The sequence below is a fragment of the Neorhizobium puerariae genome, assembly GCF_042429745.1.
GTDB lineage: Bacteria > Pseudomonadota > Alphaproteobacteria > Rhizobiales > Rhizobiaceae > Neorhizobium > Neorhizobium puerariae.
In genome coordinates this window covers 1-23,567 of the sequence record NZ_JBHMAA010000043.1, presented here as the reverse complement: position 1 = coordinate 23,567, position 23,567 = coordinate 1, and the positions used below count along the sequence as shown (strand labels likewise).

The following is a 23,567-nucleotide window of genomic DNA, read 5'->3' as shown; positions in this document are numbered from 1 at the left end:
TGGCTTTAAGTGCATGCCTTATGTCATGCGCTACAATCATTTCGCCCATTGAGGTCTTGTCCGCCGATGATCTTGGTCGCCGGCGGGATTGGTCGGACGAAGAGAAGGTTCGGATCGTTGAGGAGAGCCTGCAAGGTTTTCGGCAAGGCTCGGCGACGGCGCGGCGATATGGATTGTCGCGGTCATTGTTGACCCGTTGGCGTCGGGAATACCGTAGCGGCCTTCTGAGCGGTTCCGCTTCAACAGGCTTCGTGCCACTTTCGATTTCGCCGCCGGCGGCGGCATCTTGCGAGGTAGCCCCACCTCTCCGATCTGAGGACAACAAGACGATCGAGATCGGCCTGCCGAACGGTCGTCGCCTGACGATCCCGGCTTCGCTCGATCCGACCATCCTTGCCCGCCTGTTGCCCGTCGTGGATGGGTCATGATCGCCTTTCCGGCCGGGGTGAAGGTATGGATTGCAGGCGGGGTGACGGACATGCGTTGCGGCATGAACAGCCTGGCGCTGAAGGTGCAGCAAGGTCTTGGCCGCGATCCTCATGGCGGCGAAGTCTTCTGCTTCCGAGGTCGCAAGGGTGATCTGATCAAGGTCCTGTGGCATGACGGCGTCGGCATGTCGCTTTACATAAAGCGCCTTGAGGCCGGCAAGTTCATCTGCCGGTCAGCCCAAGCGGCTCCGCCGTGCCCGTATCGTCGGCGCAGTTGGGCTATCTCCTGGAAGGTATCGACTGGCGCAACCCGCGCTGGACGCAGCGGCCTTCGAAGGCAGGCTGATCACCTGCATTGCTCTGTTTTTGTTGGGCTTTCGACGTACGTCATGGTAGCTTCCGGCCATGGATGATGCTGCTTCGGAGATAGCCAGACTGCGCGCCGCGCTTGCGGCATCGGAAGCGCGTGCCGCCTCCGACGAGGCCGATCTCGCGCAGGTGCGCGCCGTCGTGACGACCTCCGAGGCGATGATCCGGCACCTCAAGCTCGAGATCGCCAAAATGCGCCGCGAGCAGTACGGCCAGAGTTCGGAACGGCGCGTCCGGCTGATCGACCAGATGGAGTTGCAGCTCGAAGAACTCGAGGCCGCCGCCACCGAGGACGAGATCGCGGCGGAACGCGTGGCAGCGAAGATCACAAATGTCTCAGCCTTCGAACGCCGCCGGCCAGCCCGTAAGCCGTTTCCCGCGCACTGCGCCTGTTGCGGCTCGGCCCGGATCGTGAAGATGGGCGAAGACATCACCGAGACGCTGGAGGCGATCCCGCGCCAGTGGAAGGTGATCCAGACGGTGCGCGCGAAGTTCACCTGCCGGGACTGTGAGAAGATCAGCCAGCCACCGGCACCTTTCCATGCGACGCCGCGTGGATGGGCGGGAGCGAACTTGCTGGCGACGATCCTGTTCGAGAAGTTCGGCCAACATCAGCCATTGAACCGCCAGGCTGAGCGCTACGCCAGGGAAGGCGTCGATCTCAGCCTCTCCACGCTGGCCGATCAGGTCGGTGCCTGCGCGACGGCGCTGCAGCCGATCCATGATCTGATCCGCGCCCATGTGCTGGCCGCCGGGCGGCTGCATGGCGACGACACAACCGTGCCGCTGCTGGCCAGAGGTGCAACGCGGCAGGCACGGTTATGGACTTATGTGCGCGATGACCATCCCTTCGCGGGCGGCGCGCCTCCTGCAGCCCTCTTCCACTTCTCACCCGATCGCGAGAAGACCCATCCAAATCGACACCTCGCCGGGTGGCATGGCACCCTGCAGGCCGATGCCTATGGTGGTTACAACAACCTCTATCGTGCCGGTCGCAGCCCCGCGCCGGTGATCAGCGCGCTCTGCTGGAGCCATGCACGCCGCAAGTTCTTCGAACTGGCAGACATCGCCGGCAACGTGCGCAAGGGTAAACCTGCCCACGAGATATCGCCTGTCGCGCTTGAGGCCGTCGCCCGCATCGACGCGCTCTTCGAGATCGAGCGCAGTATAAACGGGAAGTCCGCCGAGGAACGGTTAGCCGCCCGACAGCAGCATGCTCGTCCGCTCGTCGAGGAACTGCACGATTGGCTGATGGCCCAGCGCCCCCAGATGTCGAAGCACAATCCCGTCGCCAAGGCGATCAACTACATGTTCGAGAAGGACGGACGCTGGGAAGCCTTCACCCGGTTCCTTGATGACGGCAGGCTTTGCCTTTCGAACAATGCAGCCGAACGCGCCCTGCGCGGTATTGCTCTGGGAAGAAAGGCATGGCTATTCGCCGGTTCCCAGCGTGGGGGCGAGCGCGCTGCCTTCATGTATTCCCTGATCGTCACGGCAAAGATGAACGATATTGATCCGCAGGCCTGGCTGGCCGATGTGCTCGCCCGCATGCCCGGCATTCCCGTATCACGGCTGCCGGACCTGCTGCCCTGGAACTGGTCTGCCGTAGGCCATGCCAGGCAGGTTGCTGCCTGATGGCGCGCCCGACGCATGTCTATACGATCGACTACGTCGCCAAGCTAATCGGCGAGAACCTCGAACTCCTCCAGGAAGTCGCCAGCAACTCCGACAACATCGACTATGGCGAGATGATCCATGCTCATGACGGCAGCGAAGAGGGCATCACGACGTTTACCGACCGGGGGATCGAAAGCCTGAAGGAGTTCCTCGCCGATATCCGCACCTGGGAAGGCGGTGTTTGTCAGTTCCTTGTCGACGGGCAATGCGATCAGGAAAAAATCGAACGCATCATGGCAGACGAGCCGAAATCATAAGTGCCGCGGCCCTCGCCGAAGGGATACGAACAAAATAGGCTCTGACGCAATTTTGGTGGTGATGGGCCTATCCGGCGCCAACAACGCGGGCCTGAAGGAGGTCGATCTGTCCTCGACCCTACATCTGGCGTTTCACGAGTTTGAGTTTGGTAATGTGCCCCTCCGTCTGGCCATTGGACCAAGGCGAAGTGATCGCAGCGCTTACTGCTGCTCGGTCTTTGACGACACCGTTTGCAAAGGAGGCGACCAAGCCTGATCGGGCGCGTTCCAGCCACTGATCGAGATCGCCGAGAGATTTCTTGCGGATAATTGCCTGGAAGGCGGCGATAATTTCCCGCGCTTCTCTGATCGCATAATGAAGTGTGGAGGCCATGCAGCCAAGCGCTCAGTGCCGACGCCGCATGGCTCAAACATCATCGTTCGATATAGGCTTAGGGATTTCAACCTGCCCAGTCGCTCACGTGGTGGGCGAGATGTTCGGTCATGAGCTTGGTGGTAAGCTTCTTGTCGCCGCCTATTAGCGCATCCAGAATAGGTTGATGCTCTTCGGCAGACTTCACCAGGGTGCCCCGTTCTGAAAGCGTCTTCAGACCATATTGACGGGCCTGGTCGCGCAGATTGCCGACAATCGACGTCAGGTGGTCATTTTCGAGGATGCCCAGGAGCCTCATATGGAATTCGCGGTCGAACTCCAGATAGCCGACCACGTCGCCCTTCTTGGCACATTCCACCATGTCGGAAGCAATCTTTGAGAACTCTTCCCGGCGTTCGACCACCTTTTCCTTCATCGTGGCCAACTTGGCCATCGACGGAATCTCCAACAAAATGCGCAGATCGTAGACGTTCTTCCGTTCCTTGTCGCTCAGCGGCACCACCCGGAATCCTCGATTTCGAACGGTTTCCATCAGACCCTGGTTGACAAGCGTCAGCATCGCCTCACGAACAGGGCTGTTCGAAACCCCGAGCTCCGCGGCCAGCGATGCCGCGGAATAGATTTTCCCGGGAGCGAGATCGCCCGATACCAATCGCAGCTTGAGAACCGCAAGCGCCTGATCACGCAGGTTTGTCTGCTGCAGCTGGTTGTCCATATGGTCTAGTCCGAATCGGTAATCGATAACATTTGATAGACCAAGACTTTGGCACGTCTTGGCGGAATTTTCAAATGCTCGTTATGCGTTCAACTTCAAAACGCCACCCGCAAGGACAATCATGGCGGCGAAACAGGGCGACCTTCTACGGCGGATCACTGCATTGCCTATTCGATGAGGTCTGCAGTGTCCAGGTGCGCGGAATGGGCCTTTACTATGATGGGCCAACCCACCGCGAACGCAGATGCAGTGTCACCTCCGGCGACTGAGACGGCCCGGGAAAAACTGGAGGCTTCGAAAACGGCGACCGGCACCTCCAAAGGGTGGATACAATCTTTGACCGTCTTCGGCCGCAATAGCAAAAATGTCGCCGCCTGAACCATAGACCGAGCTGCTGCCGATAAGGAGTTTTCCTTCGACTTTCATCGTAAAACCTCTTGCAATTGAGGGAAAGAAACTTAGGCCGTCTGCCTGAATGTGCCCGATGCCGGCGCAAGACCCGCAAGCTCGAGCAATTCGCCGAAAAGAGCAGCGGGTATGGTTAGTCCGCCGCGTTGGTTTCGCTCTCTCGCTTCGTAGCGGCGCTGCGAGGGCAGTCTTGCGCCTTGTCCGGTGATCGCATCGAACAGGAGCTCTGCCCTCGCAAGATTTTCACCGAGCGCACCTGCCAGGAAGCTCTCCGGATCAAAAACCAGGATCAACTCACCATGCAGGGGCGAAGCACCGATTTGCGCATCATCGGCCTTGGATTCGATACTCAGCATATCGCCGATCAAAGGCCCGGCCAAAAGCTCCACCATGGTCGACAAAGCCGATCCTTTATGACCGCCAAAGGTCAGCATCGCACCCTTCAGTGCTTCGGTCGGATCTGTCGTGGGCGATCCTTTATCATCGAGAGCGAGCCCGTCTGCTATCGGCTTACCGGCGCGACGATGAAGCTCGATCTCACCGCGTGCGGTTGCGCTGGTTGCAAAATCGAAGACAAACGGATGTTGACCCGGACGGGGCCAGGCGAAGGCAAAGGGATTGGTCCCGAATACGGGCTGCGTGCCACCGGCAGGCGCAACCCAGCTATGACTCGGCGTCAATGCGATGGCTGCAAGCCCCTGGTCGGCCAGAGGTTCCACTTCAGGCCAAAGCGCCGAGAAATGATAGCAATTGTTGATGGCCAGCGCCGCAAGTCCCTGCACTCGGGCTTTTGCGACGACAGCGTCAATTCCCGCACGATAGGCGAGCGAGGAAAATCCGTGATCCGCGTCGACCCTGACGATCCCGGGCGCCATGTCGCTGAGCTTTGGCTCGGCAGTCTTATTGATCCGCCCGACGGCAATCGAATGAACACACCCCAGAAGTCGATAGAGCCCGTGCGAATGGCAGTCGTCGATTTGCGTCCTGACGACGACATCACTGACGGCATCGCATTGTGCTTCGCTGAGACCCGTACGCCGCAAAATGGTCATGCTGAGATTGATTGCTTCCGCAACCGTGATTGTAACGGTGTCACTCATTGTGAAGCCTTAAGCTTGGGAAGGCACCCCGTCGGGATGCTTCCCTGAATTTCATCGCTGGTCGCGCGACGCAGTTTTCCATCTGATGCAGTGTTGCGCGACCGAATTCGATCTCAGCTGAGAGTGACCCAGATCGTCTTCATCTGCGTGTACTGATCGAAAGCTTCGATCCCCTTATCGTACCCGCCGAAGCCGGATGTCTTATATCCGCCGAATGGAGTGGTGATATCGCCCTCGCCATAACCATTGACGGCAACGGTGCCTGCCTGGATCTTGCGCGCCATACGCATCGCGACATTGATGTCGTTCGAAAATACGGTTGCGGCTAGACCGTAGGATGAGTTGTTGGCGATCTCAATCGCCTCCTCTTCGGTGCTGAACGGCAACACCGCGACCACCGGGCCGAAGATCTCATCGCGTGCGATCGCCATTGTCTGCTTGACGTCGTCCACGATCGTCGGTTCGACGAACCAACCGCCCGTCTCTTTCAGCACCTGGCTGCCGCCGGTCGCGATGGTTGCGCCATCGGACTTCGATCTTGCGATTGCGCCCATGACGCGCTTCAGTGCCGCCTCCTCGATCAGAGGCCCCATCTTGCTCGCCCGATCGGTCGGTTCGCCGACCGTCCAGGCCTTCGAAGCATTGACAAGCGCGCTGACAAAAGCGTCCTTGATCGACGAATGCACGAGAATACGCGAACCGCATGTGCAGTTCTGTCCCATATTCCAGAATGCTGCGCCCGCGAGGTTTTCGGCGATCTGCTCGAGCTGCTCTGCTACATCGCCCATGACGATCTGCGGGCTTTTGCCCCCACATTCGAGAACGACTTTTTTGAGGTTGCTGTCAGCGGAGTAGCGCAGAAACTGTCTGCCGATCTCCGTCGAGCCGGTAAAGGTCAACACGTCAACGTCGGGATGAAGGCCGAGAGCCTTGCCGGCGACATGCCCGAGACCCGGAACTACATTGAAGACGCCTGACGGAACTCCGGCCTCGGTTGCCAACTCGGCTATGCGCAGCGTTGAGAGGCAGGCGAGTTCGGCGGGTTTGACGACGATGGAGTTGCCGGCTGCGAGAGCAGGGCTGATCTTCCACGACAAGGTCCCGGCCGGGAAGTTCCACGGCAGCACCATACCGACAACACCGACTGCTTCACGCACGATGAGGCCTAGATTACCTTCACCCGTGGGAGAGAGCTTGCCGAAGACCTTGTCGATGGCTTCCGCGTACCAACGGATATTGTTGACGACATCGGGTAGATCGAGCGTTTCGCAATCGATCAAGGGTTTGCCGGCGTCGATCGAATCGAGAAGAGCCAATTCCGCCGCATTGGCTTCGACGAGATCTGCGAAACGAAGCAGGATTCTCTTGCGTTCGCGGGGGTCGAGCCGGCTCCAGTTGCCGGCCTGGAAGGCAGCGCGGGCCGCCTTGACGGCCTTGTCGACGTCAATTGCCGAGCACGCGGCGATCTTGTTCAAAATCTTGCCGGTCGCTGGATTGAGATTGTCGAAAACCGCACCGTCCGCAGCATCGACCCATGTGCCGCCGATATAGGCCTTAGTCTTCGCCGTCGTGGGAAGGGAAAGCATGATCACTCCATTTTTTAAGGATTCAGAGAACCTTGCCGAGGAAGGACTTGGCTCGGGCGGTCCTGGTGTTGTTGAACAGTTCTTCCGGGCTGCCCTCTTCCACAACGACGCCACCGTCCATGAAGACGACCTTGTCGCAAACCTCGCGAGCAAATCCCAATTCATGTGTCACGACGATCATCGTCATGCCGTCAGCAGCCAGTGCTCGCATGACGCTCAAGACTTCGCCGACCAGTTCAGGGTCGAGAGCGCTCGTCGGCTCGTCGAACAGCATGAGCTTCGGCTTCATCGCCAGCGCCCGCGCAATTGCCACGCGCTGCTGCTGACCGCCCGATAGCGTTCTCGGATAGGCTTGCGCCTTGGCACTCAGACCGACCTTGGAGAGCAATTCCATGGCATAGCCGACAGCCTCCCGCTTCGGGATCCTGCGCACATTGACGGGCGCCTCGATGATGTTCTGCAGGACCGTCATGTGCGGGAATAGATTGAAGCTCTGAAAGACCATGCCGATATCGGCGCGCTGGCGAGCGACTTCAGACTTCCTCATCTCGTAAAGTTTGCCATTGTGCTGACGATAGCCGACCATGGCGCCTCCGACCTGGAGAATGCCGCCGTTCAGACGCTCAAGATGGTTCATGCAGCGCAGAAACGTACTTTTTCCTGAACCGGATGGGCCAAGAATCGAGCAGACCTTGCCATAGTCGACAGTCAGATCGACGCCTTTAAGAACCTCGTGAATTCCGTAAGACTTTCGAACGCCGCAAGCAACGACAGCATGGAGCGATGATGGAATAGACGTGGATGCGAGCATATCAGGCGCTCCTTGCGCTGTCGTTGTCGACATCGTCATGCGAGGAGACGGGTTCCTGCCTGTGATCGCTCCTGCCGAAATAACGCTCGAGAAAGTGCTGGCCGATCGACAGGACAGTCGTCAAAACGAGATACCAGATGGAAGCGACGATCAGCAGCGGAATGGTCTGAAAATTCGCGGTGTAGATCAGCTGAGCCGAATACAGGAGTTCCTGAAGCGCGATCACGCTGACGAGCGATGTCGTCTTCAGCATGCCGATAAGCTGATTACCCGTCGGTGGAATAATGACGCGCATGGCCTGCGGGAGGATGATGCGCATCATCACCCTGTAGCTCGACATTCCGAGCGCTTCGGCCGCTTCGCGCTGGCCGACAGGAACCGAGTTCAGGCCGGAACGCACGATCTCGGACATGTAGGCGCCTTCGTTCAGACCAAGGCCGAGCAGCGCCGCAACATAGACCGTGATGTAACGGTTGGCGTCGAAGGAGCCGAGGCTCGGCCCGAACGGAAACCCTATGGTGATTTGCGGATAGAGCGCCGAAAGATTGTACCAGAAAATCAGCTGGACCAAGAGCGGCGTCCCTCGAAAGATCCAGAGATAGCCGGAGGCAATGCTGCCGAGGACCGGGTTTTGCGAAATGCGCATCAGCGCGATGGCGGTGCCCAGGATCATCCCCAGCGCCATAGCGGCGATGGTCAACCAGATGGTCGCGAGAAGGCCGGAGATGATCGACTCGTCGAAGAGATACTGGGCGACGATCGGCCACTGGAACCTGGCGTTGGTGACCATGGAGACGACAAGTCCGGCAAACAGGATGATCAAGATCCCTGCCGCAATCCATCGTCCATAATATTTGAGCGGGACGACCGGCATCTTTTCGATGTCGTCGGTTGCCAGCTTGTCTGCAACGTGTGTCACTTTCGCGTTCCCCTGAACGGCTCGAATTCACTGTAGCGCTTCGGTGAACTTTCTAGTAATCGATAACCGATAGCCGCTTACATAGTGAATGTGAGCGATCAGTGTGTCAAGTTCCGATAATGTCCAAAATCGTAAGGAGCCGCGAAATGACTGGGACACGATGGATGAATTGGGGAGGCAATCAAGCCTTCAATGCCGCAAAAGTGGTACGCCCAGGATCAGAGGATGAAGCGATTTCCGCGGTTCAAGGCGCGCTCGCCGCGGATCTGCCGGTGCGCGTTGCCGGAGGCGGCCATTCGTTCACGCCTGTTGTCGAGACCCCGGGCCTCCTGCTGGATCTTTCGAAACTGTCCGGCGTCATCTCTGCCGACAGCGAAGCAAAAAGGGCCGTCGTCTGGGCCGGCTCCAGAATCGCCGATCTCGGCGAGCCTCTGTGGAACCATGGCCTGTCGATCGCAAATCAAGGCGACATCGATGTCCAGACTGTGGCCGGAGCGACCGCGACTGGCACAAAAGGCTCCGGTTCGCGCTTCGGATCCATGTCGTCGACGATCACCAGCATGCGCATCATCAATGGGGCTGGAGAGGTCGTCGATATCGGCGAGAGCAACATCGAGGCTCTTCTTGCCGCGCAGGTATCGCTCGGCATGCTCGGTCCGATCCTGCGTATTGGACTGCAACTTGTTCCGGCCTATGGCCTCAAAGAGGAAAACATCGTCCTGCCAATGTCCGAGGTCATCAGGCAGTGGGACTATCTGATGAACGAATATCGGCATTTTTCGTTCTGGTGGATGCCGACGGATCAATCCGCGCATCTCTATAAGCTCGGTGACGTTCCCGCAGATCACTGCTTCGTCAAACTCTTGCGCGAAGTCCCCCTCGAGGAGGCGTCGATGACCTCCGCCGAACTCAACAGGCGCACGGACCGGGCTTATCGGATCTACCCCGATGGCACGACGGTCGCAGAGTTCCACGAACTCGAATACATGGTCGCGGCAAAGGACGCTCGCGAGGTCGTGCTCTCGATGCAGACGCTGATGCTCGAAAAATTTCCGCATGAGATTTCCCCTTTGCAGGTTCGCTGGCAGAAAGCCGATCGCGGATTTCTGTCACCGCAGACGGGTCGCGACAGCACCTCGATTTCGGTATCCGGGGTGATTGGCAAGGACTACCTGCCCTTTCTGAGGGCCGCTGACGCAGAACTGCAGGCCTATGCCGCTCGGCCGCATTGGGGAAAATTGCACTTCCTCGACCGTGATCGCGTCCGTGATCTCTATCCGGACTACGATCGTTTCGAGCGCGTGCGCGAATGGATGGACCCGGAAAAGCGATTCTTGAATGCGCACCTCTCCTGGCTTTTCGGCTGAACTCGAAAACCCACACAGGCATCAAATGGCCGCTCGCGCGGCCATTTTTTTTGACCGGCGGCGTTTGCAAAGGCCGGAGGAGGAAACCAGGCCGCATTGACTCGAATTTGGTTACATGTAATATATTACCTATTACCAATCACATCGGGTCGATATTTCCATGAAGATCGCTGCTATCGAAGTCTACGGCTATGAGCTCACCTACGCCCATGGCGAATACGTTATGTCGCAAGGACGAGCCGCTCAAAGTCAGGCCTCGACGCTTGTTCGGATACGCACGGACGAAGGCCTGGAGGGCTGGGGCGAGAGCAGTACGCTGGGCGGCACCTACTTGCCGGCCTTCGCCGAGGGGACCCGTGAAGGTATTCGCGTGATGGCTCCTGCCCTGCTCGGTTTGGACCCGACGAACATCTCGACCGTTCACAGGCTGATGGACTCGGTTCTTCTCGGGCAGAACAGTTCAAAAAGCGCGATCGATATCGCCTGCTGGGATATCCTCGGCAAAGTTGCCACCCTTCCGATTTCCAGCCTTCTGGGTGGCGTCACTCAGGAAGATTTCCCCTTATATGAAGCCGTGCCGCTGGCATCGCCGGACGAGATGGTGGATTTCGTGAAGAAGCGTGGTGCAGTCGGCATCAATCGCTTCCAGGTCAAGGTCGGCAATGATCCGTTCGAAGATGCCGAGCGCACGCGCGCGGTTGCCGCCGCCTGCCCCGATGACGCCGTCATCGTGGCGGACTCGAACGGCGGATGGAACCTTCAAGCCGGTATCATTGCCGTGAGAGAGCTTGCCGGCCTCAACGTCTATGTCGAGCAGCCGTGCCGTGACACGGCCGACTGCGCGATCGTCCAGAAGATGAGTTCGCTGCCGCTGGTCATGGACGAATCCGTTGTCAACTCGGCCGAATTATACCGCGCGAAATATGAAGCGGGCGCTGGTTCGGTGAATATCAAGCTGGCGCGCGTTGGCGGCATTACCGCCGCACTGCGAATGCGGTCTTTGGCGCAGGACCTCGGCATGACAATATGCATTGAAGATGTCTGGGGTGGCGATGTCACGACGGCAGCCGTGTCGCACGTTGCCGCCAGCACCCGTCCCGACGCACTCCTGCATGCCTCCTTCTTCAATGACTGGACAAACGAACATATTGCCGGTCACGCGCCGCGTTCCAAGCAGGGGCGAGGCAAGGCGCCAACGGCCCCCGGCCTCGGTATTTCTGTCGACGTGAGCGCTCTTGGAAAGCCCCTGTTTGAGGTAGCGCGATAATGAGGATCTCACGTTCACTGCCCACATCCGCAATCGACTGGCTCGATCGGGCCGATCGCCAGGAGATCATGGCTGTCGATTCACACACAGGCGGAAATCCGACGCGGATTGTTCTTGCAGGCATCGATTTGCCCGAGCATGCCCAAACGGTCGACGCCGCACGCATCTGGTTGCGCGACAATGCAGACCACTGGCGCCGGCGCCTTGTGCACGAGCCGCGGGGCGGCGGCCTGACCTGCGCCGTTTTGCCGATCCCGTCGCAGGAGGACGGATGCGATATCGGTGCCGTCATCCTTGAACCGGGATCCTATCCACCGATGTGCGGCCATTGCATGATCGGCTTTGCCTCGGTCATCGTCGAAATGGATCTGTTGCCCGATCTTTGGGGCGCGGATCAAAACGTTGCCAAATTCAAGATCCGCACGCCGGCAGGTCCCGTCGGTGTCACGGCTCGCCGTGACGGCCAAAAATTCACGACAATCACTTTGACGAATGTCGAATCCTTCAGCGTGGCTAGAAGCAACGTCCTCGTCGACGATAAGGTCATGCCGGTCGAACTGCTCTATGGCGGCGACTATTACATCTCCGTCGACGCGTCAAAGATCGGGCTATCGCTCGACCGGGCCAACGCGACCGAAATCGTAAGGGTCGCTCGCCGGCTGCGTGAGGAATACACACGCTCCGGCGTGCATGATCCGCTCACGGGCAACCTGCTCGACGTCTATCAGGTTCTTTTCTACAACCATTCTGACGAACAGCCCGATAAGGCAAAGATTGTCGTCGTCGCACCCCCCGGCGTGATCGATCGGTCGCCCTGTGGAACCGGGACCAGCGCACTATTTGCCAAGCTGGTAACCGAGGGCAAACTTCGCCCGGACGATGTCCTGACGACAGAAAGCATCATCGGCTCGACATTTAGGGTCACTGGCGAAGGCTACCGCAAGACAGGCGACCGCCAATTCATAACACCCGCCCTCACCGGCCGCGCCTATATCAACGGCTTTCTCTTCATTGCTGCGGATGCCGATGACGTCCTCGCAGACGGCTTCGCACCCCTTTAACCCTGATAGATCGGAGACTTCAAATGACACTCAAGGGCGTTCTTTCCGCCATCGTTACGCCGCTCACCCCGGACGGCGAAAAAATCGACGAGGCAGCGCTGCGCAAGCTCGTCGATCAGAGCATCGCCGATGGCGTCGATGGCTTCGTCCCTGCCGGCGGCACCGGCGAGTTTTCCGTCCTGTCGCACCAGGAGCGGCTGAAGCTCATCGAGATCGTTGTCGAACAGACAGCCGGCCGCGCGACGGTTCTGGCTCACACCGGCGCCACATCGTCGCGCGAGGCAGTCGAACTGTCCAAGCATGCCGAGCGTTCAGGCGCGACGGCGATCATGCTTGCCACGCCTTATTATGAGCCGATCGGTTTCGATGAAGCCTTCGCCTACTACGCTGCCGTTGCCGAGGCGACCAGCCTCCCGATCTGCGCCTACAACTTCCCGCCCGCGACTGGTCTGCATCTGGACGTCGACTTTACCGTGCGCCTTGCCCGTGAGATCCCGCAGGTCAAGTACATCAAGGATTCCTCTGCAAACATCATGCAGATGTACACGTTCCTGAGTGACCATCGCGGCGACGTCAGCTTCTTCAATGGCGAAGATGTCCTTATCCTCCCGGCACTCGCACTGAAAGCGCCTGGCATGGTGATGGGGTCCGCGAACTTCCTAGCGCCGGCGCTCGCCAAGCTGCAGAAAGCCAGCACGGACGGCGACGATGCCACGTTGCTGTCGATTTGGCGGCAAATCAACCCGCTGATCCAGGTTCTCGCGAGCGGCCGCTACAATAGCGGCGTCAAGGCAGCTTGCGAATTGCTCGGCCTGAAGGTTGGACCGGTTCGTGCTCCGATCCCGCAATATACCGCAGAACAGACTGCGCTATTGAAGGCCGCCCTTGACAAGATCGACCCGTCGCTCCTAACGGGCGCCGCGCGCTGATCGATGCTGGAGGCTCACACGGATTCGCGTGCGCCTCTCTCCACGAGTTGAAGAAGGATTATCATGAAAGCCGATATTTTCTCCGGCGTCATTCCCGCCCTGATGACACCATGCAAGCCGGACCGCACTCCGGACTTCGATGCGCTCGTGCGCAAGGCAAAACAGCTTATCGCCCAGGGCATGTCGGCCGTGGTCTATTGCGGCTCGATGGGCGATTGGCCCTTGCTCACCGATGCTCAGCGCATGGAGGGCGTAACACGGCTTGCTGAAGCTGGCGTGCCTGTCATCGTCGGCACCGGTGCCGTCAACACCGCCTCGGCGGTCGCACATGCTGCCCATGCACGAAAAGTCGGGGCCAAGGGCTTGATGGTTATTCCGCGCGTCCTGTCGCGCGGCTCCGTCATCAGCGCACAGAAGGCACACTTCAAGGCAATCTTGTCTGTGGCTCCAGATCTCCCGGCCGTCATTTACAACAGCCCCTACTATGGCTTTGCTACGCGTGCCGACCTCTTCTTTGCACTGCGGACAGAACATCCCAATCTCGTCGGCTTCAAAGAATTTGGTGGCCTCGCGGACATGCGTTACGCCGCCGAAAACATCACCAGCCAGGACGATGACGTGTCGTTGATGATCGGCGTCGATACGGCAGTCGTCCATGGCTTCGTCAATTGCGGCGCGACGGGAGCAATTACCGGTATCGGCAACGTGCTTCCGAAGGAGGTTCTGCACCTCTGTGCGCTTTCGCAGTCTGCAGCCGCCGGAGATGCCGTTGCCCGCAGCAAAGCGCTGGAACTCGAAGCTGCCCTCGCAGTCCTGTCCTCCTTCGATGAAGGACCCGATCTTGTTCTCTTCTTCAAGCACATGATGGTCCTGAAGGGAGACGCCGAATATGGCCTCCACTTCAACGAAAGCGATATTCTATCTAAGAGCCAGCGCGGCTATGTCGAAGCCCAGCTCAAGCTCTTCGAGACCTGGTACCGGAATTGGACCAGGACGCTCGATCTCGCGGCATAGGAAAAACGATCAACGACCTGATGCTCCCAAGCGGCAACGCGGTTTCAATGAACCGCGTCGTTTTTCTGCATCCCGGGAAGGATTAAGCACAAGCAGCCGGATGGTGTCCTGTGCTGCCGGCTGGTGAGGCTCGGAGTGGGCCAAAATATCGATGCTTGTCCGCACTCATATTCTCTGCCGGAAACGAAAAGGGCGGCGAAACTTGCGCGCCGCCCTCAATTCTGGTTCTGCCCGAAAGCTCAGGAGCCGATTGCCGATCCACGTTCACTGCCAACGACATGTAGCGCTTTCGGCCTGTGACCCTTCGCGAGGAGCCGTGCACGTGCACGCTTGGCTGCCTCGTGGGCTGAGCCTGTTGCAATTTCCATGTTGCCGATCTCGGCGAAGTAATCGCCGGCAAAATGGATATCGACGTCCTCACGCTTGCAATAAGCCAGCATCGGCTCGAAATTAAAGCCTGCAGGACGATAGGTATTGCCGGGAACCCAGCGTTGAACGACGGTTTCCTTGACGTGGCCCTTCAATTCGGGAAACATCTTGTAGACGTCGGCAAGATAGGTATCGCGGATCTGCTCATCCGTGAGCTTCAACATCTCACGGGCCGGAGCGCCGCCCGAATAGACCATCAGGCTGCCGCCTGGTTTTCGCGGCCCTGTGCGCAACGGGTTGGCATGGTTGAAAAACATGTCGAAGGACGCGTCCGGTGTCGTGATTGCATAGATGTCGTCATATGGCATCGGACCGGTCTCGTCGGTGATGATACCCATCGTCGGGAACGGCCCATACTGAACACTCTTTAACGTATCTCTGATATCAGCGGGGATGTCAGTGACCACCTGCGCAGCTTCGTAAGCGGGCACGGCGACGATGACCTGCGCCGCGGTGATGGTGTGCTGCTGACCGTCCTGCTCGTATACAACCGTGACCAGATCGCCGGTCTTGGAGACCGATTTTACGGTCGTGTGATAGCGAGCCCGGTCTCCCAGCAGTTCCATCATCCGCTCGCCAAATCGACCCGAACCACCGTCGAGGTTGAGAGCCATGGAGTCGCCCTTTCCGGCCCAGACGGCGCCAAATAGCGAGACGCCGACACCGGCATGCTGATCTTCCATCTCCGCGGCTGCCCGACGAGCAGCGGACTGGAACAGTGCATTGACACGCTCGGGAACACGACCGATGAAGTTGCTGAATGGCTGGTCCGCCATGAAGCGTGCGACACGAGCGCGTCGGTCCTGGTTCGTTTCGCCGTAAACCGGCACCATTTCCTTCTGCCATCCCTTGACCGCCTTCAACATGCGAAGACCGATCGACGCCAAGGAAATGCGCTCCACCAGGCTCATCGACATCGTGAACGGCAGCATCGATACCGACTTCGGCTTGTACACCTTGCCACCCCACCAGATGGCGAACTTGTTGCCCGGGATCCTGATGATATCGAGGCCGATCGAGTGAAGAATGTTGCGCATGTGCGAGCCAGGCGGCGGAAACAGGTGTCCGCCCAGATTGAGCCAGTAGTCTCCCCGCGTCATCGAGTAGAGGCGACCGCCCAGGCGATGGGTCTTCTCGAGCACGACGATGTTTCGCTCCCGCAATTCCCATGCGGCGGATAGGCCGGATGGACCGCCTCCGATGATGGCCACGTCGAAGTCCGGATTGCTCATTTCTTGTCTCACCTTGCGCTAATTATTTGGTTTGCCGAACAGTAGTCAACGAGCGTCCCCTAGAGCCGGTATCGTGTCCGCTAGATTAGCAAAAAGATACTTGCAACGCTGTCGATAATCGGTAATATATCACACGTGACGTACCGATGTCAACGAGGCGATTGGATCACATCTGATCGCTACAACGAGCCAGAGGGGCTTAAAATGAAATTCAACAGACGCGAACTCATGCGCATTGCCGTGGCAGCCGCCACGAGCGCGCTCTCCGCCATCCCGGTTCACGCCCAGGAAAATATCGCTAAAGCCGATGCGGTTGCCGCTATGCTTCCCAAGGCAATTCAGGATGCCGGCGCTCTCAGGATCGCCGTCCCGGATGTTGGCAAGCCTCTGGCCTACAAGGAAGGCTCGACCCTCAAGGGGATGGATGCCGACCTTGCCAAGGCGGTTGCGAAGGTTCTCGGCCTGAAAGCCGAAATCAGTCTCATACCGTTTTCCGCCGCTCTGACGGGGCTCCAGGCGAACAAGTTCGATATTTCGTTCGGCGAATTCTACGTCACGGCCGAGCGGCTCAAGGTTGCTGACTTTGTCACGATCTGGCAGGACTACAGCTCCTTTCTGGTCGTCAAGACAAATGGCTACGCGCCGGTCAAACTCGATGACATTTGCGGCCATACAGTCGGCGCAATGGCCGGCTCTGCCGAGCTGGAGACTCTGAAAACCGGCGCAACGAAATGCTCCGGCACGGCCCCAACCGTCAGCGCATTTCCCTCCGTCAGCAATGCAATTCTCGCCCTTAACAGCGGCCGCATCGAGGGCGTCCTTATCAATCGTGGTGGCGCTCAGGAAGCTATCCACCTTGATGCCGGCCTCGACGCTTCCGGTGAGATCGGAGGCGGGCCAACGGCGGTTGCCGCCGCCCGAAACGAGAACTCCGAGAAGATACTTGCAGCTCTCAAAGGTGCGTTTGATCACCTGATCGAGAGCGGGGAATATAAGAATATCCTTGAAAAGAACGATACCGCTTACGGTGCCGCCAAGAAGGCTGAAATTTACACGCAGAACTCCACGCCTCCAAAGTACGGATTCTGAAACGGTGACAGCCATTCGGGGCGCGGACGATGATCCGCGCCTTTCGCATATCCCGGCAATTCATGACTGAAACGAAAGGTGGACGGTCACCCTCAGGTCATTCAAATGGCGACTGAGGATTCTCCGCAGTAGTTTGCGGTTGTGGGTCGTCTTGACGAAATGACTTCATCATTCTCGCGGAGCGAATCCACGTAAGTTCGTTGTTGAACTTGGCGAAGATCGAAGTCAGCATCTTCTCGGCGCACGATTCCAGCTCTTCTTTCTGCCTCCGACGATGATCGACGGGCCATGGGGGGACGCTGTTTCCCCCCTCGAGACGCCGCCCATGTTAGAAGATCAGGTCGCTGTTCTTCAGCCTGCCGAAGCGGCGCATCGTGTCGCAGAAATTGCGTTGCCGGCATCGATCATGACGATGATCGGTTGCCGCTGGCGGATGTCGCCTGCAGACTGGTACCATGTTCCATCGCCATTTCTGTATCGCCATCGATGACAGCCGCGCTCTCGACCTCCACACCGTCAGCGTAAACCTTCAACCCTTATTGAACGGAAGGGATAGGCTCAGAATTCTCCCCAACTGCCGACAGAGGCTGCCCGAGCGTCTGCCGCGGCCACTTTGGATGTCCGCTGGAGAATGGGCTCAACGGATACAGCACCGCGCGACGGCTCCGCCAGGGCACGCGCGGTCTGCCGCAATGCGGAGGAAGCGACTGAAGCCGCCGACCGCAGCCGGAACTGCGACATGAGTTCCCGGAGCTTGCTCGTCTCGGCTGCAAGTGCAATGGATGCCGCCGTCGACTGCTCGACCATCGCTGCGTTCTGTTGTGTTGTCTGGTCCATCGTATTGATCGCTGCAGCGATCTCGGCCAGGCCGGTCGACTGTTCCTTGGCCGATACGGCAATCGCATTCATATGCTGATTTATATCAGAGATTCGCTCGCCGATTTCCTTTAGCGCCACGCCCGTTTCACGAACGAGTTGCACGCCACCTTCGACTTCCACCGAAGAGGTGTTGATGAGCGCCTTGATCTCTTTTGCCGCCGTCGCGGATCGCTGGGCCAGCTCGCGCACTTCCTGTGCGACGACCGCAAAACCTTTGCCCGCCTCTCCTGCACGGGCAGCTTCAACACCAGCGTTCAACGCGAGCAAGTTGGTCTGGAAGGCGATTTCATCGATCACGCCGATGATGTTGGAGATCTGCTGTGAGGAATTCTCTATCCGTTGCATCGCTTCTTCGGCCTGACCAACAACTTCGGTCGATCGGGCGGCGCTGTGATCGGCTGCCGTTGCCACCGTTCGCGCCTCTTCTGTTCGCCTGCTCGAACTGGTTACATTTGCCGTGATCTGATCGAGAGCGGCGGCGGTCTGCTCAAGCGAAGCCGCCTGCTGCTCTGTCCGACGAGAAAGATCATTGGCTCCTGAAGAGATCTCTCTCGTACTGGTGTCGATCGCCGCAATACTTCCGGAAATTGCGTTCAGCGTATTTCCCAATTGCTTCAGCGAAATGTTGAAGTCGTGGCGAAGAATTTCGAAATCCGATGCGAAAGGTTCGTCGAGCTGGAAGGCAAGATCGCCGGACGCCAATCGTTTGAGTCCCTCAGCGAGGCCCGACGTGGCAACGCGCAGCCGCTCTGCAGCGTCCGTTTCAGCCTTCTGCTGAGCAGCAACTCTGTCGACTTCCGCCTGCTGACGGGCCTGTTCCGCATCCGCTTCGAGTTGCCTGTTGGCTAGTGCCGCTTTTCGAAACACTTCGACAGCAGCCGCCATTGTCCCGATCTCGTCTTTCTGGCCGATGCCCGTGCAAGTGATATCCGTCTGCCCGCCAGCAAGCTTGGTCATATCGGCGGAGAGCGCAAGGATAGGCTTGCTCACGGTTCGGCGGAACAGTACGAAAAGTACCATGGAAAACAGCACCGTCAGCCCAAGAATCGCCTGCAGTACGTCACGAATAGCGTCTGCCGTGTGGGAACTCTCCTCGGAGACCGAGACCGACGCCTTTTGTACCTGGTCACCTGCCTCCTCCATAGCGGTTTCCAGGGTCGAAAACTGCTTCATGAAATCAGGCAATGCCTTCAGCGCACCGAGCGAATCCTTTTCTGCTGTATCGACTAGCTTGGTCGCGCTATCAATGTAAGCGAGCAGGGGTCGTTCGACTTCGGCAAGTACCTTCTGAGTTTCCGGATCCGTTGCCAAGATTTTGTTGGCGGCAATCATTTCGCGAAACGACGCAACATGCTCCGAAAGATCCGCTTTGACGCTGTCAAAGACAATGTCGGTTGTGGGATTGGAGGCAAGGAGGGACGCTAGGACATCGGCCCGCAGTGCGTCGTGCATCATGTCCGCTTGCATATGGTTTCGCAGAATCTCAGCCGATCGGGTCAAGTCTTTTGCGTTCTTTGTCAGCGTCGACGCGGACCACATACCTACACCAGTTGCGCCTCCGGCAATTGCAAATATTGCCACGCTTGTAATGATGATCTTCTGCTGGATGGATGCCATTACACGGACCCCAAGGTTTCCTCTTGGGAAAAGAATGTGCGATTATTCTTAATTATCCGTCAAAACGGCCGATCTGGCCTTGATTTCAAGGCAACCGTCTGGGTGCCGAAGCGCGTTCGGCTCTCTCACGAAGGGGTGGCGCAAAGGCCACCAAAACGGGTTGCAGCCAACGAGGCCTTCCCACACCAATACCTCTCAACAAGATCAATCACCAACGACAATCTCCGCCCGCACTCCCGTCGGAGCGGCGTCCAGGTCCCGCCCTGTCCGCGGACCAAATAGGCCATCGGCAGCTGGCATCGATGCGATCCGCCAGCACCAGCATTCCGCCAGCCTGTGCTCGAGACCGCCACCGGCGGCGTCCCGGCTGGTGGGCCGAGAAGATTAGTGCCGGACGCGATCAGCCGCGACAAGGTTGCCTATGGCGTCGCGGAATACGGGGAAGCCAGCACAAACGCGCTGGCTTCTATGAGTCGGACTTGGCATTGTTCCACTCGCTTTGGCCATTATTCAGTTGTTGGACCGCTAGCGCCAGAGCGCGACAGAGGGCTTTATACGTGGCCACAAGCGATCACACGTTCAAATCATTCGATGGAAGCCACATGACGGAACGATCTGCACATGACGTGGCGTTTGCGATGAAAGTTTCAGACAATTCACGTCACCGCTGCATAAGTATTACCCGTTTAATTTATAGTGCAATTATTAACTATCTTCCTTCATCTTGTTTTCTGCGAGTGTCGCCGCCGAAAACAAAGAAGAAGTGAACTCAACGGCACTCCGGATTTCGCTCATTCTTCGCCGCCTTGCGACTTCTGCGTCGCGCGGGTCGATGCATCTGGAGAACTGCAATGAATTTTCGATTTGGTATCGGTGCTCGCCTGTATGCGGGTTTTGGTTTTCTGCTCCTTTTGATGATTGGGCTGACACTCTTTTCAGTCTCGAAGATGAATGATGTCAACCACGATCTGATGCAGATCAACGAGGTGAACAGCGTCAAGCAACGCTTCGCCATCAACTTCCGTGGCAGCGTTCACGATCGTTCGATTGCGATTCGCGATGTCGTGTTGCATGAAGACCCAGCTGGGCGCCAGGCGGCAATCGATCTGATCGCCAAGCTTGCGGCCACTTATGCAGAAAACGAGCAGAAGATGAATGCCATGATCGCGGTGCCGGGAGCGGCTACCGAACCTGAGAAGGTGATCGTCGCGGAAATCGCTGATGTCCAGGCGAAGACCAATCCGGTTGTCGCTGATATCATTGCCCGCCAAATGGCCAACGATGGCGTTCAAGCCAAGAAGATCCTCCTCGATCAGGCAGCGCCACTCTTCGTCAGCTGGCTCAAGGCCATCAACAAATTCATCGACTATCAGGAGAACCTGAATAAGTCGGTCGGTGGTAACGTCAGCAGCGTCGTCGCAGGCTTCCAGACACTGGCGCTTGGTTCGTTGGGTTGCGCGGTGCTTCTTGCCGTTATGGCCGCATTCCTGGCGACGCGGTCGATTACCTTGCCTATGACGAAACTCCAGCTTGCTCTCAGACGCATGGCTGAAGGCAATACCGAGAGCACCAGCGATCTCGAAGAGCGCAGCGACGAAGTCGGTGATCTGGCGAAGGCTGTCGGTGCCGTGCGCGATGCGGTGACTGCAGAGGCCGAGGTGCGTGCCGAAGCCGATGCCCGGCGTGCCGCCAATGAGAATGCACAGCTGGAGGCAACGGCGGCAGAGCGCGAGGCGTTGTCGTCGCAGACCAACGATGCAGTACGTCAGCTGGGAAATGCGCTCGAAGAGATGGCAGCCGGCAATCTCGACGTCCGTCTGGACATGCCTTTTGCGGCGTCGCTGGACATGCTGCGCGTTAACTTCAACAATTCCGTCGAACAGCTTCAGATGGCCTTGCAGACCATCAGCGAAAATGCGCTTTCGATCGATGCGGGCGCCCGAGAAATCAGCGATGCTTCCAACGATCTTGCACGGCGGACAGAGCAACAGGCGGCATCAATCGAACAGACCGCTGCTGCACTTGACGAAATCTCGACGACTGTCCAAGACTCCACGCGTCGTGCCGAAGAGGCCGGCAGCCTTGTTGCCAGAACACGGGCCAATGCCGAGCGCTCGGGCGAAGTCGTCAAGCGTGCCGTCTCGGCGATGAGCCAAATCGAGGGTTCTTCCAACGAGATCAACAACATCATCAGCGTTATCGACGATATCGCCTTCCAGACCAACTTGCTCGCGCTGAATGCCGGTGTTGAAGCTGCCCGTGCGGGAGAGGCCGGCAAGGGCTTTGCGGTTGTCGCGCAAGAAGTTCGTGAACTGGCGCAGCGCTCCGCCAACGCAGCCAAGGAGATCAAGCAGTTGATCAGCAATTCCGGCGATCAGGTGCGCTCCGGCGTGACGCTCGTCGGCGAAACAGGAACGGCTCTGAGCGAGATCGTCGGCGAGGTGCAGGAAATCAACCGGCATGTCAGCTCGATCGTCGAGGCCGCGAAGGAACAGTCGACCGCACTGAAGGAAATCAATGCGGCTGTGAATTCGCTCGATCAGTCGACGCAGAAGAATGCGGCAATGGTGGAAGAGACATCCGCTGCCAGCCACAAACTTGCCGATGAAGCCAGCTCACTGACAGGCCAGCTGTCCAAGTTTCGCTTCCAGGGCTCCGGCGGAATGGCTCATGCCCAGAGTGCGCCACAGCGCAACGCGCCGGCCGCTTTGGTCCGCAAGGTGGCATCCGCCTTTAGCAGTGGCGCGGCAGCCAAAGAATGGCGTGAGTTTTAAGATAGGTCGTTATTGTTCAAAGCTGAAATTGTCCAGTCCATCGCCAAGTTCTGGTTTCACTAGGTGTTTAGATGGGATATTCGGCTGGCGTCCCATTTAGAGCGTTGTGCATTTTGACTGAATCATTTGGGATTCCTGTTGGCGGCATTTCGTGATTCACTTCGTTCGGAGGTGATTTGCGATGACCAAGGCCTATTCAGTTGATTTGCGGGAGCGCATTGCCCGCTTTGTCGATAGCGGTCGGTCGCGACATGCGGCGGCTGCGCATTTTGGCGTTTCGGTTTCCTTCGTCGTAAAGCTGATGTCGGCCTATCATCAGTCCGGTAGCCTGTCGCCGAAGCCCGGAGGTGGCTGGCGCTACTCCAAGCTCGATCCGCATCGGGAATTCCTGATGCGCCGGGTGGCTGAGAAAGACGACATCACCATGCCGGAACTGGCAGCCGAACTGGCCGGCCAGGGCACGACCGTCGCCCCTTCCTCGATTTCGCGCTGGCTGATCCGCAATGGCTATCGCTTCAAAAAAAACGCTGCTGGCCAGCGAGCAAGATCGGCCGGACATCGCAAAGGCGCGTGAGGAATGGACAACAAAGCGCCAACCGAAGATGCGCCTTGAGCCGCATCGGCTGGTCTTCCTCGACGAAACCGGCACGACGACAAAGATGATCCGCCTGCGCGGCCGATGCCCGAAGGGCCAGCGTCTGCGCGCCAAGGCGCCGTTCGGGCATTGGAAGACGCAGACCTTCATCGCCGGCCTCAGATGCTTCGGGCTCACCGCGCCCTTCGTCGTCGACCGGCCGATGAACCGGCGCATCTTCGAGGCCTATGTCGAAACCCAACTGGCCCCGACCCTGTCTGCAGGCGACGTCGTCATTCTCGACAATCTGGCCGCCCACAAGAGCCCAAAGGCTGAAGCTGCCATCAGGGCGCGCGGGGCCTGGATGCTGTTCCTGCCACCCTACAGTCCCGATCTCAACCCGATCGAGATGGCCTTCTCGAAATTGAAGGCCCATCTCCGAGCCCGAGCCATTCGCACTATCGACGGACTCTGGCAGGCAATCGGCAATATCTGCGAACTCTATTCACCAACCGAGTGCCAGAATTACTTCAAAGCCGCCGGGTATACCTGAATGCACGACGCTCTAGTACTACAGTTGCGTTTGATTTGAAATCATGATTCACTTCCCGCATTTGACGGGAGGGAGTTGAATGTCGGTTGCGAGTTGGTCCGGGTCGGTTCTGGCGTGGCATCGTGATCTCGATGCCTTG

At 58.4% G+C, this 23,567-nt stretch carries 19 protein-coding genes and 1 pseudogene; 12 read left to right on the top strand and 8 right to left on the bottom strand.

From position 1 onward, the window contains the following. Positions 1–20: 20 nt before the first annotated feature. From tnpA to ACFFP0_RS29305, 4 genes are read left to right on the top strand one after another with little or no spacing between them, the layout of a single operon-like run. Entirely contained in the window at positions 21–428 is a 408-nt protein-coding gene (gene tnpA / locus ACFFP0_RS29320) for an IS66-like element accessory protein TnpA (RefSeq protein WP_377265796.1), read from the top strand. Beyond that, complete coding sequence (tnpB, locus tag ACFFP0_RS29315; RefSeq protein WP_377265762.1) at positions 425–841, top strand: IS66 family insertion sequence element accessory protein TnpB; 417 nt, start codon at positions 425–427, stop codon at positions 839–841. The genes tnpA and tnpB overlap by 4 nt, the downstream gene beginning before the upstream one ends. Beyond that, positions 834–2,432, top strand: a complete 1,599-nt coding sequence (gene tnpC / locus ACFFP0_RS29310; protein WP_377265761.1) for an IS66 family transposase — start codon at positions 834–836, stop codon at positions 2,430–2,432. Before tnpB ends, tnpC begins: the two co-directional genes overlap by 8 nt. Then, positions 2,432–2,731: a hypothetical protein gene (locus ACFFP0_RS29305; RefSeq protein ID WP_377265760.1), complete on the top strand. Its 300-nt coding sequence runs from the start codon at positions 2,432–2,434 to the stop codon at positions 2,729–2,731. Before tnpC ends, ACFFP0_RS29305 begins: the two co-directional genes overlap by 1 nt. 118 nt (positions 2,732–2,849) lie before the next feature. Here ACFFP0_RS29305 and ACFFP0_RS29300 read toward each other — a convergent pair. The 6 genes and pseudogenes from ACFFP0_RS29300 to ACFFP0_RS29275 all read right to left on the bottom strand — a co-directional run. Continuing rightward, positions 2,850–3,083: pseudogene (locus tag ACFFP0_RS29300) on the bottom strand (ISL3 family transposase); the annotation flags it as partial. An 88-nt stretch (positions 3,084–3,171) separates the two neighbouring features. Further along, positions 3,172–3,819: a GntR family transcriptional regulator gene (locus tag ACFFP0_RS29295; RefSeq protein ID WP_377265759.1), complete on the bottom strand. Its 648-nt coding sequence runs from the start codon at positions 3,817–3,819 to the stop codon at positions 3,172–3,174. 458 nt (positions 3,820–4,277) lie between these two features. Then, complete coding sequence (locus tag ACFFP0_RS29290) at positions 4,278–5,327, bottom strand: Ldh family oxidoreductase (RefSeq protein WP_377265758.1); 1,050 nt, start codon at positions 5,325–5,327, stop codon at positions 4,278–4,280. Between the two features lie 113 nt (positions 5,328–5,440). Beyond that, positions 5,441–6,913 carry an aldehyde dehydrogenase gene (locus tag ACFFP0_RS29285; protein WP_377265757.1) on the bottom strand — a complete coding sequence of 491 codons (1,473 nt, stop codon included), beginning with the start codon at positions 6,911–6,913 and terminating at the stop codon, positions 5,441–5,443. 22 nt (positions 6,914–6,935) lie between these two features. Continuing rightward, positions 6,936–7,724 (bottom strand): amino acid ABC transporter ATP-binding protein, encoded by a 789-nt coding sequence (locus ACFFP0_RS29280; RefSeq protein WP_377265756.1) that lies wholly within the window; start codon positions 7,722–7,724, stop codon positions 6,936–6,938. A 1-nt stretch (position 7,725) separates the two neighbouring features. Then, positions 7,726–8,643: an amino acid ABC transporter permease gene (locus tag ACFFP0_RS29275; RefSeq protein WP_446692719.1), complete on the bottom strand. Its 918-nt coding sequence runs from the start codon at positions 8,641–8,643 to the stop codon at positions 7,726–7,728. Between the two features lie 119 nt (positions 8,644–8,762). Here ACFFP0_RS29275 and ACFFP0_RS29270 point away from each other — a divergent pair, with 119 nt between their 5' ends. From ACFFP0_RS29270 to ACFFP0_RS29250, 5 genes are all read left to right on the top strand, one after another. Beyond that, on the top strand, positions 8,763–10,010 hold the full coding sequence (locus ACFFP0_RS29270) for a D-arabinono-1,4-lactone oxidase (protein ID WP_377265755.1): 1,248 nt from the start codon (positions 8,763–8,765) through the stop codon (positions 10,008–10,010). Between the two features lie 160 nt (positions 10,011–10,170). Continuing rightward, a complete protein-coding gene (locus ACFFP0_RS29265) occupies positions 10,171–11,277 on the top strand; it encodes a mandelate racemase/muconate lactonizing enzyme family protein (RefSeq protein WP_377265754.1) in 1,107 nt (368 codons plus the stop codon). Positions 11,278–11,345: 68 nt separating this feature from the next. Further along, positions 11,346–12,338, top strand: a complete 993-nt coding sequence (locus tag ACFFP0_RS29260) for a proline racemase family protein (protein ID WP_377265753.1) — start codon at positions 11,346–11,348, stop codon at positions 12,336–12,338. A 23-nt stretch (positions 12,339–12,361) separates the two neighbouring features. Next, positions 12,362–13,267 (top strand): dihydrodipicolinate synthase family protein, encoded by a 906-nt coding sequence (locus tag ACFFP0_RS29255; protein WP_377265751.1) that lies wholly within the window; start codon positions 12,362–12,364, stop codon positions 13,265–13,267. A 63-nt stretch (positions 13,268–13,330) separates the two neighbouring features. Then, a complete protein-coding gene (locus tag ACFFP0_RS29250; protein WP_377265749.1) occupies positions 13,331–14,281 on the top strand; it encodes a dihydrodipicolinate synthase family protein in 951 nt (316 codons plus the stop codon). Positions 14,282–14,520: 239 nt separating this feature from the next. On the opposite strand, the gene ACFFP0_RS29245 is transcribed toward ACFFP0_RS29250, so the two are convergent. After that, positions 14,521–15,942, bottom strand: a complete 1,422-nt coding sequence (locus ACFFP0_RS29245; protein ID WP_377265748.1) for a protoporphyrinogen/coproporphyrinogen oxidase — start codon at positions 15,940–15,942, stop codon at positions 14,521–14,523. A gap of 204 nt (positions 15,943–16,146) precedes the next feature. Here ACFFP0_RS29245 and ACFFP0_RS29240 point away from each other — a divergent pair, with 204 nt between their 5' ends. Next, positions 16,147–17,031 carry a transporter substrate-binding domain-containing protein gene (locus ACFFP0_RS29240; RefSeq protein ID WP_377265747.1) on the top strand — a complete coding sequence of 295 codons (885 nt, stop codon included), beginning with the start codon at positions 16,147–16,149 and terminating at the stop codon, positions 17,029–17,031. Between the two features lie 558 nt (positions 17,032–17,589). On the opposite strand, the gene ACFFP0_RS29235 is transcribed toward ACFFP0_RS29240, so the two are convergent. Then, positions 17,590–19,527 carry a methyl-accepting chemotaxis protein gene (locus ACFFP0_RS29235; protein WP_377265746.1) on the bottom strand — a complete coding sequence of 646 codons (1,938 nt, stop codon included), beginning with the start codon at positions 19,525–19,527 and terminating at the stop codon, positions 17,590–17,592. 851 nt (positions 19,528–20,378) lie between these two features. Between ACFFP0_RS29235 and ACFFP0_RS29230 the strand changes: the two genes are divergently transcribed. Beyond that, entirely contained in the window at positions 20,379–22,301 is a 1,923-nt protein-coding gene (locus tag ACFFP0_RS29230; protein WP_377265745.1) for a methyl-accepting chemotaxis protein, read from the top strand. Positions 22,302–22,482: 181 nt separating this feature from the next. Next, positions 22,483–23,428, top strand: a protein-coding gene (locus tag ACFFP0_RS29225) for an IS630 family transposase (RefSeq protein WP_377265744.1) whose coding sequence is annotated in 2 segments (ribosomal slippage) — positions 22,483–22,799 and positions 22,798–23,428 — 948 coding nt in all. Because the reading frame shifts where the segments join, the coding sequence is not laid out codon by codon here. Positions 23,429–23,567 lie beyond the last annotated feature (139 nt).